13 protein-coding genes, 1 other RNA gene and 1 pseudogene are annotated in these 12,705 nt (G+C 56.1%); 9 read left to right on the plus strand and 6 right to left on the minus strand.

Annotated features, from left to right (window positions below):
• Window positions 1-75 precede the first annotated feature (75 nt).
• Window positions 76-480: a ferric iron uptake transcriptional regulator gene (gene fur, locus K0H48_RS23035; protein WP_017139266.1), complete on the minus strand. Its 405-nt coding sequence runs from the start codon at window positions 478-480 to the stop codon at window positions 76-78.
• A 98-nt stretch (window positions 481-578) separates the two neighbouring features.
• Between fur and K0H48_RS23040 the strand changes: the two genes are divergently transcribed.
• On the plus strand, window positions 579-1,106 hold the full coding sequence (locus K0H48_RS23040; protein ID WP_017139267.1) for an outer membrane protein assembly factor BamE: 528 nt from the start codon (window positions 579-581) through the stop codon (window positions 1,104-1,106).
• 63 nt (window positions 1,107-1,169) lie between these two features.
• Here K0H48_RS23040 and K0H48_RS23045 read toward each other — a convergent pair whose 3' ends face one another.
• On the minus strand, window positions 1,170-1,472 hold the full coding sequence (locus K0H48_RS23045) for an RnfH family protein (protein ID WP_219269326.1): 303 nt from the start codon (window positions 1,470-1,472) through the stop codon (window positions 1,170-1,172).
• Window positions 1,465-1,899 carry a type II toxin-antitoxin system RatA family toxin gene (locus K0H48_RS23050; RefSeq protein WP_058419957.1) on the minus strand — a complete coding sequence of 145 codons (435 nt, stop codon included), beginning with the start codon at window positions 1,897-1,899 and terminating at the stop codon, window positions 1,465-1,467. Before K0H48_RS23050 ends, K0H48_RS23045 begins: the two co-directional genes overlap by 8 nt.
• Window positions 1,900-2,066: 167 nt before the next feature.
• Between K0H48_RS23050 and smpB the strand changes: the two genes are divergently transcribed.
• Window positions 2,067-2,549 carry an SsrA-binding protein SmpB gene (gene smpB / locus K0H48_RS23055; RefSeq protein WP_003176160.1) on the plus strand — a complete coding sequence of 161 codons (483 nt, stop codon included), beginning with the start codon at window positions 2,067-2,069 and terminating at the stop codon, window positions 2,547-2,549.
• Window positions 2,550-2,577: 28 nt separating this feature from the next.
• On the opposite strand, the gene K0H48_RS23060 is transcribed toward smpB, so the two are convergent.
• On the minus strand, window positions 2,578-3,345 hold the full coding sequence (locus K0H48_RS23060) for a GntR family transcriptional regulator (RefSeq protein WP_017139269.1): 768 nt from the start codon (window positions 3,343-3,345) through the stop codon (window positions 2,578-2,580).
• Window positions 3,346-3,597: 252 nt separating this feature from the next.
• On the opposite strand from K0H48_RS23060, the gene K0H48_RS23065 reads away from it, so the two are divergent.
• From K0H48_RS23065 to K0H48_RS30875, 7 genes and pseudogenes are all read left to right on the plus strand, one after another.
• A complete protein-coding gene (locus K0H48_RS23065; protein ID WP_219269327.1) occupies window positions 3,598-5,292 on the plus strand; it encodes a lactate permease LctP family transporter in 1,695 nt (564 codons plus the stop codon).
• 70 nt (window positions 5,293-5,362) lie between these two features.
• Window positions 5,363-8,185: an FAD-binding and (Fe-S)-binding domain-containing protein gene (locus K0H48_RS23070; protein WP_219269328.1), complete on the plus strand. Its 2,823-nt coding sequence runs from the start codon at window positions 5,363-5,365 to the stop codon at window positions 8,183-8,185.
• Window positions 8,186-8,310: 125 nt separating this feature from the next.
• Window positions 8,311-8,589, plus strand: a complete 279-nt coding sequence (locus K0H48_RS23075) for a hypothetical protein (RefSeq protein WP_219269329.1) — start codon at window positions 8,311-8,313, stop codon at window positions 8,587-8,589.
• Between the two features lie 104 nt (window positions 8,590-8,693).
• Window positions 8,694-9,090, plus strand: a transfer-messenger RNA (tmRNA) gene (ssrA, locus tag K0H48_RS23080).
• A 381-nt stretch (window positions 9,091-9,471) separates the two neighbouring features.
• On the plus strand, window positions 9,472-9,732 hold the full coding sequence (locus tag K0H48_RS23085) for a DUF6124 family protein (RefSeq protein ID WP_219269330.1): 261 nt from the start codon (window positions 9,472-9,474) through the stop codon (window positions 9,730-9,732).
• 110 nt (window positions 9,733-9,842) lie between these two features.
• Window positions 9,843-9,953, plus strand: a pseudogene (locus K0H48_RS30870) (integrase); the annotation flags it as partial.
• A complete protein-coding gene (locus tag K0H48_RS30875; RefSeq protein ID WP_257627094.1) occupies window positions 9,950-10,240 on the plus strand; it encodes a hypothetical protein in 291 nt (96 codons plus the stop codon). The pseudogene K0H48_RS30870 and the gene K0H48_RS30875, both read left to right, overlap by 4 nt.
• A 97-nt stretch (window positions 10,241-10,337) precedes the next feature.
• Here K0H48_RS30875 and K0H48_RS23090 read toward each other — a convergent pair whose 3' ends face one another.
• Window positions 10,338-11,720 carry a class I SAM-dependent DNA methyltransferase gene (locus tag K0H48_RS23090; protein WP_219269331.1) on the minus strand — a complete coding sequence of 461 codons (1,383 nt, stop codon included), beginning with the start codon at window positions 11,718-11,720 and terminating at the stop codon, window positions 10,338-10,340.
• The gene (locus K0H48_RS23095; RefSeq protein ID WP_219269332.1) at window positions 11,717-12,301 is read right to left on the minus strand and encodes a restriction endonuclease subunit S; all 585 of its coding nucleotides are present in this window, start codon (window positions 12,299-12,301) and stop codon (window positions 11,717-11,719) included. The genes K0H48_RS23090 and K0H48_RS23095 overlap by 4 nt, the downstream gene beginning before the upstream one ends.
• Between the last annotated feature and the right edge of the window lie 404 nt (window positions 12,302-12,705).

A 12,705-nucleotide genomic window follows, 5' to 3' on the forward strand; every position in this document is an offset into this window, starting at 1 on the left:
TCTCTCTTATAGAAAGCACGAAGGCGACCCTGGGGTCGCCTTCTATCGTTTCACAGAGCAAATCTGTGTCGATTTTTACTTTTTCTTACGGATGTACAGGACCAGATTATGGTCCACCAAATCGAATCCATGCTGCTCAGCGATCTGGTGCTGGAGCTTCTCGATTTCCGGGCTGGTGAACTCGATAACCTCATTGGTATCCAGGTCAACCATGTGATCGTGATGACCACCGTCAGCCAATTCGAACACTGCATGACCGCCGTCGAAATTATGACGAACCACCAGCCCTGCGGCTTCAAACTGGGTCAGCACACGGTAAACCGTGGCCAGGCCAACGTCCTCGTTAGACTCCATCAGTGCCTTGTAAACATCCTCGGCACTCATGTGGCGCTGCTCAGCAGAATCGAGCATTTGTAGAATCTTGACTCGTGGCAGAGTCACTTTAAGACCGGCTTTGCGTAGTTCGCTATTTTCAACCATGGTTAGCTTTCTCGCGGATGCTGCTTCGCAGCTTCTCTTAATACGGGTATGATCGGCGTTTACGTTGTCCCAGCCAAGATAGTGGAAGTCGCCCACCGATGCAAAACACCAAGCTCTTGCTAACCAGTTTCACCCTTGTGGGACTGCTCGCACTCGCCGGTTGTTCATTCCCCGGGGTTTACAAAATCGACATCCAGCAGGGCAATGTCGTCACGCAGGACATGATAGACCAGTTACGCCCGGGAATGACCCGACGGCAAGTACGGTTTATTATGGGCAACCCCCTGCTGACCGACACTTTTCATGCCGATCGCTGGGATTATCTCTATAGCATCCAGCCAGGTGGCGGTGAGCGCCAGCAGGAGCGCGTCAGTGTCATCTTCAATGGCAATGACCAGCTCGTGAGCCTGTCCGGTGACTTCATGCCCGGCGTAAGCCGCGATGAAGCCTTGCTCGGCAAGGACAACGGCACCAATGTAACTGCGCCAGCGCAGGAAGCAGAGAAGCCGAAGTCCGAAGTACCGGCCAAGCCAGGCTCCTTGCTGGATCAGATCCAGAAGGACGTCGACGGCGTGCAAACCGTTCCGGTCCCGACGCCACAGCCTCTGGACACCAGCCCGCAGTAATTGTGCGGCGCTCGATAAAAAGCCCGGCATGCCGGGCTTTTTGTTGCCTGCCGATTGGCAGCCTTATGGGTTCTGTTGCCGGGCCAAGGCCGCCTTGGCCGCACGTAGCCTGCGCACTTCCTTGGGGTCTGCCAGCAATGGCCGGTAAATCTCGATTCGATCACCCGGTTGTGCAGCACGCACGTCCGCGTCGGCGACCACTTTGCCAAATATGCCCAGCGGGCAATCCGCCAATACCAAGCCTGGAAATTGCTCAGCAATCCCCGACGCCAGCACCGCAGCCCTAAGGCTCGTGCCCGCAGGCACCGTCACCGCCAGCAAGACCTGGCGATTTTCAGCGGCGCACACCACTTCAATCTCAACCATGCAGTTGTTTGGCCCGCTGGCAAAACGCATCCACCAGGGTATTGGCCGCCTGGTTAAACAAAGGCCCCAAGGTCGCCCGCACAATCGGGCCGGCGTAATCAAAGGACAGGTCGAGGCTGATCTTGCAGGCCTTGTCGGTCAGCGCCTTGAATACCCATACCCCATGCAACTGGGTGAACGGCCCTTCCTGCAGGTTCATCTCAATGGACTTGCCCGGCACCAACACATTGCGCGTTACAAAATGCTGGCTAAGCCCGCCCTTGGCCACCCCGACTCTGGCGACCATATGCTCATCGCTGCTTTCCAGCACGTCGGCGGTTGAGCACCAAGGCAGGAACTCCGGGTAACGCGCTACGTCATTGACCAGGTCGTAGAGCGCCTGCGCCGGATAAGGCAATAAAGCCGAACGTTGAATATGCGTCGTCATGTGAGCGTTACTTCCACTGCTTGAGGCAAACATCGCGAAAGAACAGCCCAATCCGCGAGAGAAAAAAACCAGAGAACTGCCGGTATTGTCCGGGATTCGTCCAACACGCTCAAGCACGCAGGTTGACCGTAGCCGACACGCTCGCAACTCCCTATAATGCCGCCCCTATGGCTAAACAAAAGAAACACCCCACAGGGACCATCGCGCAAAATAAAAAGGCGCGACACGATTACTTCATCGAACATCGGTTCGAGGCTGGTCTGGTCCTGGCCGGCTGGGAAGTAAAAAGTCTTCGCGCCAGCAAGCTGCAACTGGTCGACAGCTACGTATTGCTCAAAGATGGCGAGGCATGGCTGCTGGGCAGTCATATCACCCCGCTGACCACCGCGAGCACCCACGTGATTGCCGACCCGGTGCGCACGCGCAAGCTGTTGCTCAACGCCCGCGAACTGGAAAAGCTCGCGGCTGCCGTACAGCAGAAAGGCTATGCCTGTATCTGCCTGTCCTGGTACTGGAGCAAGCACCTGGTCAAGTGCGAAATCGCGCTGGGCAAGGGCAAGAAGGAATACGACAAGCGCGATACCGAGCGTGAGCGCGACTCCAACCGTGAGTTGCATCGCGCCGTGCGCAACAAGGGCAAGGAAGAGTAATCCTTGTGACGGTGTAGCCCCACGCGGGCTACATCCCTTTACGTCGCTCCGCCCGAGCCACGCGCTGAACTTCCTGACGCACCTCCTCCAACACTTCCTGCACATACAGCAGGTGACGTGTTGAGACCTCCCGTGCCTGCTCGGCCCGCCCTTCGATAATCGCCAAATACAAATCCCGATGCTGACTGATCAACATGTCACGGGTTTCTGTGCGCTGCTGGTACATGCCACCGATATTGGTCACCACGTTACGCTTGAGCAAATCGAACAAGCCACGAATGGTGTGCAGCAACACGGCGTTATGGCTGGCCTCGGCGATGGCCAGGTGAAAGCGTGCATCCGCCGCGCCCTCTTCCAACCGGCTGACTTCATCGGCGCGGGTGTAGCAATCCTGTAGCGCCTCAAACGCTGCGGTCAGTCGCTCACGGTCGACCTCAGTGGCGCGTAACGCAGCGTAGTAAGCGCAGGACGCTTCCAGGGTCTGACGAAACTCAAGCAAATCACGCTGAGCCTCCGGGTTATTTTCCAGCAGGTGCAGCAGCGGATCACTGAAGGTCGAACCCAAAGAATCCGCCACATAGTTACCGCCGCCCTGACGGCTGACCAACAACCCCTTGGCCGCGAGCTTCTGGATCGCCTCCCGCAGCGAAGGGCGCGACACGCCAAACTGTTCAGCCAAAGCGCGCTCGGCTGGCAAGCGTTCGCCCGACTTGAGCGTGCCCTCGAGGATCATGCCCTCAAGCTGCTCGACAATATCGTCAGACAAACGGCGCTGACGCACCTGATCAAACCCCATAACTCACTCTCCACAAACCCGACCACTCGCCAGGCCCTCTATTCTCGCCTATCGCCGCGCTGGCGGCACCTATCAGAACGCCTTCGATTCACCCAACCAGAACACCTCACCCACACCGCTACGACCAAAGTTTCGTGGGCGGCAAATTGACACACCCCTGCCAAGGCTTTTACTCTAGCCAACAGCGACTGTAAATTGGTATTACCAATTAACCAAGCTGACCAAACAACAACAATCAGGGGCCACCCCACTATGCAAACCTGGCAACAGCTCTACAGCCCACTCGGCAGCCTCGGCCTGTCCGCACTGGCCGCCGTTATCCCGATCGTATTTTTCTTCCTCGCTCTGGCCGTGTTCCGCCTCAAAGGCCACGTGGCCGGCAGCATCACCCTGGCGCTGTCGATCCTGGTGGCCATTTTCGCGTTCCAGATGCCGGTAGACATGGCCTTGGCCGCCGCCGGTTACGGGTTTGCCTACGGCCTGTGGCCCATCGCCTGGATCATCGTCGCCGCCGTTTTCCTCTACAAACTGACAGTCAAGAGCGGGCAGTTTGAAATCATCCGCAGCTCGGTCCTGTCGATTACCGATGACCAGCGCTTGCAGGTGCTGTTGATTGGTTTTTGCTTCGGCGCCTTCCTCGAAGGCGCGGCCGGTTTCGGCGCACCCGTGGCGATTACTGCCGCGCTGCTGGTCGGCCTGGGTTTCAACCCGCTGTACGCCGCCGGCCTGTGCCTGATCGCCAACACCGCGCCCGTCGCATTCGGCGCACTGGGCATCCCGATCATCGTTGCCGGGCAAGTCACCGGCATTGACTCGTTCAAGATCGGCGCCATGGCCGGCCGCCAGTTGCCGCTGCTGTCGCTGTTCGTGCCGTTCTGGCTGGTGTTCATGATGGACGGCCTGCGCGGTGTTCGCGAAACCTGGCCAGCCGCACTGGTAGCCGGCCTGAGTTTTGCCGTCACCCAATACTTCACCTCCAACTTCATCGGCCCGGAGCTGCCGGACATCACCTCGGCCCTGGCCAGCCTGGTAGCGCTGACCCTGTTCCTGAAAGTCTGGCAGCCCAAACGCAGCGCCGGCGCACAAATTGCCGGCGCCACCTCCGCCGCAGCGGTTACCGCCAGCGCAGGCGGCTTCGGTCAGCCACGCCAAACCGTCGCCTCGCCTTACAGCCTGGGACAGATCCTCAAAGCCTGGTCGCCGTTCCTGATTCTCACCGTGCTGGTCACTATCTGGACGCTCAAGCCCTTCAAGGCGATGTTCGCCGCCGGCGGTTCGATGTACAGCTGGGTATTCAACTTCGCGATCCCACACCTGGATCAACTGGTGATCAAGGTCGCCCCAATCGTCACCAACCCCACGGCGATTCCGGCCGTGTTCAAGCTGGACCCGATTTCAGCCACCGGCACCGCGATTTTCTTCTCGGCACTGATTTCGATGCTGGTGCTGAAAATCGACCTGAAGACTGGTCTTACCACTTTAAAAGAGACCTTCTACGAACTGCGCTGGCCGATCCTGTCCATCGGCATGGTGTTGGCGTTCGCCTTCGTCACCAACTACTCCGGCATGTCCTCGACCATGGCCCTGGTATTGGCTGGCACCGGCGCTGCGTTCCCGTTCTTCTCGCCGTTCCTCGGCTGGCTGGGGGTTTTCCTGACAGGCTCCGACACCTCGTCCAACGCCCTGTTCAGCTCGCTGCAAGCCACCACGGCGCATCAGATCGGCGTTAACGACACCTTGCTGGTAGCCGCCAATACCAGCGGCGGCGTGACCGGCAAGATGATCTCGCCACAGTCGATTGCCGTCGCCTGCGCCGCCACCGGCCTGGTAGGCAAAGAGTCCGACCTGTTCCGCTTTACCCTCAAGCACAGCCTGTTTTTTGCCACCATCGTCGGGCTGATCACGCTGGCGCAGGCCTACTGGTTCACCGGTATGCTGGTGCACTAAAACCTGCGCGTAACAGGGTAAGAATCGACGCCGGACAACGATGCCGGCGTCAGCTATTTCTGGAGGACCGATGAGCCTGCCTGCTGCTTTCCTGAGCGACGTCGCACAACTGATCCCGAAAGATCGTCGCTTCGACGACCCTCTTTCCACCCTCGCTTTCGGCACTGACGCCAGCTTTTACCGACTGATCCCACAGCTGGTGATTCGCGTGGATTCGGAAGACGAAGTCGTGGCGCTTTTGCACTTGGCCCAACGCGACCGCGTCCCCGTGACCTTCCGCGCAGCCGGCACCAGCTTGTCCGGCCAAGCCATCAGCGACTCGGTGCTGATCGTGTTGGGGGACAATTGGAATGGCCGCGAGATTCGCGGCCAAGGCACGCAGATCCGCCTGCAACCCGGCGTGATCGGCGCCCAGGCCAATGCGTGGCTGGCGCCGTTCGGGCGCAAGATCGGCCCGGACCCGGCCTCGATCAACGCCTGCAAGATCGGCGGCATCGTCGCCAACAATGCCAGCGGCATGTGCTGTGGCACCGCGCAAAACACTTATCACACCCTGGCCGGCATCCGCCTGGTACTGGCTGATGGCAGCCGCCTGGATACCGAGGACGCGGCCAGTGTCAGTGCCTTTCGCCAACAGCATGGCGAGTTGCTGGAGCGCCTGGCCACGTTGGGCCGGGAGACGCGGGCAAACGCCGAACTGGCTGCAAAAATCCGCCACAAATACCGTCTGAAAAACACCACCGGCCTGTCACTCAACGCCCTGGTGGATTTCGATGACCCCTTGGATATCCTCAGCCATCTGCTGGTGGGTTCCGAAGGCACCCTCGGTTTTATCAGCGCAGTGACCTACGACACGGTGATCGACCACCCGAACAAGGCCTCAGCGCTGATTGTGTTTCCGGATGTGGAAACCTGCTGCAATGCCGTGACGGTGCTCAAAACCCAACCCGTCTCCGCCGTTGAGCTGCTGGACCGGCGCAGCATGCGCTCGGTGCAGGACAAACCCGGCATGCCGGCTTTCGTACAACAGTTATCGGAAAATGCCTGCGCACTGCTGATCGAATCGCGGGCCGCGTCGCCGTCATTGCTGCAGGAACAACTGGCGCTGATCATGGCCTCCCTGGCCACCTTCCCAGTAGAAAAGCAGGTCGACTTCACCCAAGACCCGCTGGAAAACGCCCGCCTGTGGGCCATCCGCAAAGACACCTTCCCGGCCGTCGGCGCCGTGCGTAAAACCGGCACCACCGTGATCATCGAAGACGTGACCTTCCCGGTCGAGCAACTGGCCATCGGCGTAAACCGCTTGATCGATCTGTTCGACAAACATCACTACGACGAAGCGATCCTTTTCGGACACGCGCTGGAAGGCAATCTGCACTTCGTGTTCACTCAAGGCTTCAACAGCGCGGAAGAAGTCGCACGCTACCAGGCGTTCATGGACGACGTCGCACAGCTTGTGGCGGTGGAGTTCGGCGGTTCGCTGAAAGCCGAACACGGCACCGGCCGCAACATGGCGCCCTTCGTCGAGCTGGAATGGGGCAGCGATGCCTACCAATTGATGTGGCAGCTTAAACGCCTGCTCGACCCCAACGGCATTCTCAACCCCGACGTGGTGCTGAGCGAAGACCCGCAAATCCACCTCAAGCACCTCAAACCGCTGCCCGCCGCCGACGAGCTTGTGGATAAGTGCATCGAGTGTGGTTTTTGTGAGCCGGTGTGCCCTTCCAAAGGCCTGACGCTCAGCCCGCGCCAGCGCATTGTGATCTGGCGCGATATCCAGGCAAAGAAACGCGCAGGCGTCGACACCACCGAACTGGAAGCGGCCTATCATTACCAAGGCATCGACACCTGTGCCGCCACCGGCTTGTGCGCGCAACGCTGCCCGGTGGGAATCAATACCGGCGACCTGGTGAAAAAGCTGCGCGCACGCGACGCCGACCGTACGAAAACCGCCGATTGGCTGGCCGGCCATTTCGCCACGGCTATGCAAGGTGCGCGCTTTACCCTGCACGTGGCCAATGGCGCGCGCATGCTGCTGGGCGCGCCCCGCCTGGAAAAGCTCTCGGCAAAAATCACACAGCTGTCCAAGGGGCAAATCCCGCAGTGGACCAACGCCATGCCGCAGCCGGAAAAAGCCATCCGCTTCAGCCCGGCGGTGACTGACGAGCGCCCGCGCGTGGTTTACCTGGCCGCCTGCGTCTCACGCGCCATGGGCCCGTCGGCCGACGATAAAGAGCAAATGTCGCTGTACGACAAAACCCGCGGCCTGCTGGAAAAAGCCGGTTACCAAGTCGTGTTCCCCGACAACCAGGACAGCCTGTGCTGCGGCCAGCCATTCGCCTCCAAAGGCTACGCCGAACAAGCCGAGCACAAACGCCAGGAACTGATCGGCGCCCTGCTCCACGCCAGCCGTGGCGGCCTCGACCCGATCTACTGCGACACCAGCCCCTGCACGCTGAGGCTGGTGCAAGACCTCGGCGAAACCCGCCTGGACCTCTACGACCCGGTGCGTTTTATCCGCACCCACCTGATGGACCGCCTCGACTTCACCCCACAAGAAGCGCCCATCGCCGTGCACGTCACCTGCAGCACCCAGCACTTGGGCGAAAGCCAGGCCCTGATCGACCTTGCGCGCCGCTGCGCCACCACCGTGGTGATCCCGGAAGGCATTCACTGCTGCGGTTTTGCCGGCGACAAAGGCTTCACCACCCCGGAACTCAACGCCCACTCACTGCGCTCGCTCAAGGACGCGGTGCAACATTGCAGCGAAGGCATTTCCACCAGCCGCACCTGCGAGATCGGCCTGAGCCAGCATGGCGGTATCGACTACCACGGCCTGGTGTACCTGGTGGACCGCGTCACCCAGGCCCGCGCCCATGAAACCTGCAAATAAAACAGAACCCCTGCGTGCCAGCGCAGTCATTTGAATAGGCCTCGGCGAACGAGGCTCACCCGTGACCTCGCTGGCTGCCCCGCCTTGGCGCAGCATCGAGCCCTATTTGCTCAAGGAGATACCCCATGAAGCGTACTGCTCTTGCTGGCGTGTTCATCACCGCCGCAATGTTGGCCTCGCCTGTTTTTGCTGCCGGCGAGCCGGACCTGTGCAAAATCAACCTGGATAAAATCAACAACGGCCAAGCCCTGCTCGCCACCGACACCAGTGGCAAAAAGGGCGAAATCGACACCGCCGTGTCCCAGGCCAAAGCCGCGCACGCCGCTGGCGATGACAAAAAATGCATCGAGATCACCTCCAAGGCGCTTCAGGACCTGCAGAACAGCGATAAAGGCGGCCAATAAGCCCCTTGCGCGCTCAAGGCCAACCTTCGGGTTGGCCTTCCGTGACGGTTTGGCGTACACTGCACAGGCTTGTCACTCACTAAGAAACAACGAGTTACAAGCACGGGGCCGTTTAGGATTCGACGCCGGTCGCGAAACTTTAGGTGCATGCCGAGTTGGTAACAGAACTCGTAAATCCACTGTTGCAACTTCTTATAGTTGCCAATGACGAAACCTACGGCCAGGAATTCGCTCTCGCTGCGTAAGCAGCCTTAGCCCTGAGCTTCTGGTACCTTCGGGTCCAGCAATCACCAGGGGATGTCTGTAAACCCAAAGTGATTGTCATATAGAACAGAATCGCCGTGCAGTACGTTGTGGACGAAGCGGCTAAAACTTACACAACTCGCCCAAAGCACCCTGCCCTTCGGGTCGCTGAGGGTTAACTTAATAGAAACGGCTACGCATGTAGTACCGACAGCGGAGTACTGGCGGACGGGGGTTCAAATCCCCCCGGCTCCACCAATTCGAAGCATCGACAAAACCCGCCTAGTGCGGGTTTTGTTGTTTCTGAGGGCTGGAAAGCCCAGCCGACGGGCCTTCGGATTTTTCCTTCAAGATATCGCGCCATTGGTGAACTGGCGCAGCCCCCACCACAACGCTAACGTTCGCCGGTCGCTGCTCATCAGCGACCGGCTTTGACAGGCCGAAAAGTGTAACCTTTCACACCCCATGATTTAACGGCATGCTTCACGCATTCCGTCTCGTTCATGGCGGCTGTGCGTGGGGCATCTTCGGGTGCGCCGGGCTCCTACACTTCCGGTCTGTCAACCCGCGTACAGCTGCCACCCAATCCTGTTTGACAGCAGGGGGCGGCAGCTCCTTAAACAGTGTGGGAGCTTCATCATGAAAAAAATTACCCCGAATCCTCCGGCGAGCCTTTTCACGGTCGCTCAAGGCATCCACTCCGAAACCCTGCTGATTCAAGCCAGCGAAACTCTGGCCTCGCTGAACGCTATCACCACCGATCTGGCTTTCGAACTCGAAGGCGAAAACCGTCAGAAGCTGTTGGGTAGCCAACAATTGATCGTGCTGGGTGAGTTATTGATCGAGCGGGTGCTGTCCGTACTGCACCCCACGACCGACACATCACCGTCCCCGCAGTAGCAAAAATCAAAAGGCCGAGTCGCTATGCGGCAACTCGGCCTTAAGAAACTTCAACGCTCAACATATCTTACCGCGCTCAAAGTAAATGTGGTCTGCCCCTGCCGCCCCTCTGCTATCGCATGGATCACGACCTTGATCGATGGGCACGACAATGGATCAGTGCTGAGCTCGGGCATAACCGGATCGGTGTGCTGTCGACCTACATTGGAGGTCGAGCATGACAAAGCCTTTCGATATGGAGCTGTTCCTGAGCGGTGTGCTGACCTGTTCGAAAACCACTCAGCGACGGCACCTACGGCAAGCCAGAATAATGCAAGCCGCCATCAACCAAAGATGGCAGCGAGATAATCCTTGGACATGGCAGAGTAAACATCTGATCTGGTTTCTCACTCAGCATCTGAGAAGCCATTCTGTCACCTCGCGGTATTATTATCAGCTCACAGTCCTTTTAATCCGAAAGCGTTTGAGAAAAATCGCAGAGTACCAACCTAACACTCAGTCAATTTAAATTATGAGAAAACAGGGGATCTAGGGCCAACGCCGCAAGGCAGTTAACTTTAGTGCCATGTTTGAAAACCGCGGAGCTGGCTGTATGCTTTGGATAGCTAGTGAGTGCTAATTTCGTGCTCAGCCAATAACTCACCGAACTCCCTTTGCAGCTCTGCCAGACGAGCCTCCAACTCTCTCTGCTTTTTAGCCAAATCAGGAAGTGCCATTTTTTGCACTTGCTGAGTTAGCACATACCTTGAAATATTTAAAATATAGCTATTGCTCTCCAGCTCTTCCGTCGTTACAAGCTTAGAAACACCCTCAACCTCTTCAAATTTTTTATATATTTCAAGAGCCGAGTCAAATAGAGACTTTAGCGGTGCGGACGGACTAGCATCTACATATTTTTCGGCTTCAGCCGCATCAATCAATAGAACAGGTTTATTTTTAACCCCAGGCTTTTTTAATACCAAGATAGCTGTTGGTATCCCAGTATATTTTATAACTCCACCAGGCAGAAAAATTACAGCCTCGATGATTCCGGCCTGCACAATTTTCGTCCGAATGCCTTCTTCAACCCCACCTCGAAAAAGAACACCATTAGGAACTAGCACGGCAGCGCGCCCATCCGGCTTAAGAGACTTTATAATCATCTGCAAAAAAGCGAAGTCCGCATTGCGTGGAGGAGGCAAGCCGAAATCCAAATATGAGCAGATATTACTTCTCTGATAGCTATCTGTAGCAAGTGAAAACGGAGGATTAGCAAGTACTATATCGTAAGCAGAAACCTCCAGACTCTGGAGGGAGTCTGATACACGAATATCGCCATCAGTAATTCCATGCACAATGCAATTTATTCTTGCAATCCGCGCAGCTGATAAGTTTATTTCTCTACCGTGGATCTGAACGGGAGTGCGACTGTCAGATTTCAACGCTTTGTTATTGGCCGAAATTAAGAAACCACCGGAACCACAGGTAGGGTCGTATACACTTTCCCCTCCTTTTGGCTCGACAAGTTCAACCATAATTTCTACTAACTCACGTGGGGTATACGCCTCGCCAGCCCTCTTTCCCTCTATCTCTGAAAAATCCTGAATTATTTTCTCAAAGCAATCGCCAGCGACAGAGGGAAACTCACTACTTGAAACCACGCTGTAGAGGTTGATACAAGCCTGCCTAAAGTCGGAAGCATTTGCCTTTCCCGCACGTGTTATTAAGTGCTCTATGGTTTCTGTAAGACCCAGCTCGCGTTTATAAAAAACATCAACCCGTTCAGCAGCTAACAGAAGCTCAGAAAAAAAAACCTCTCTACAAGCCGTAGACAGTGGCTGTAAACAGGATGAATCGACATTACTTATGAGATCACGCCGATGAGATGATATAAAAAAAACAAAAAAAACGCTAACAAAAAAATCTTTGTATTCTTGAGTATCGAGATTTGTATTTGAACGCAGCTCCGAAATTATCGCGCTTATGTACGATTGATTAAACTTACTCATGATTGGCCTCTCATAACCTGAACACAGAAAGCATCTAGCACTTCCTCACCGTTTCTAGCAAGTGACTCCAGGACCTGTTTTTGACATATCCAGTTTCTGTAGGCTTTAGCTATCTTTAACTGAGCGCCTAAATTTGGCAACGGCACTGAGAGATCTGATAAATCTTTTAGCCCCACGTTTGAGATGACACTACCTGCTTTAAGACGCGATATTTGGGAGTGCCCCTCGCTAGAGTTAAGATACCAGCATATATAGCCCGAATTAACACCCACCTCTGGCGCACTCAGAATAGCTACTTGATTCGTAGTGATAATAGACTGATCACTAGGTAGCTCAAGCAAGACGGCCTCTATTCGATTCCCACGAAGAGGAATGAGAATATCATCAGAACGCAATGTTTTTTTTGCTTTACCTGGTTCTACGGCCGCAAACGGAAGAATAGAAAAGTCGACGCCTCCTTCGCGAATATCTTTTATCTGGACTACTTTATACCCGTCGCTGCGACTGGCATCTTCTGCCTTACCTCTGAAGGTATGCCCTGCGCGGACTTCCATAATTTCGGATAGTTTTTTAATATTCAATGGTGTCTACCCGTTTTCATTGGTTGTTCTAAGTGAGAGTTTACCTCAATGTACATCGTGGAGCCTGCGCCAGATCCCAACACCGTGTGCTCGTAGGAGACGTTGAAGTTCTGAAGCAGACACAACCAAGGTATGATGACACCCAAGATCTTAGCTTTTTTCATTCTGACCCCCTTATGACACTGAAGCAGTACCCACAGTACTGCTCAATGCGAGGAAATATACTCCACCCCCGCTCACAGGTCAACAGTATCATCGGTACTGCATTGATTTTCAGAGGTTCTACATGAAAGTTAGGGGTCTATTAATTGCATGAGCTGTGTGTTCACGGTGTTTTTTTGGAAAGCCCTTACAACCCAGTGTCCTTAGATAGCTACCATCTCTGAGCATCCCATAGACGAGGA

The sequence above is a fragment of the Pseudomonas sp. Xaverov 259 genome, assembly GCF_019352915.1.
GTDB lineage: Bacteria > Pseudomonadota > Gammaproteobacteria > Pseudomonadales > Pseudomonadaceae > Aquipseudomonas.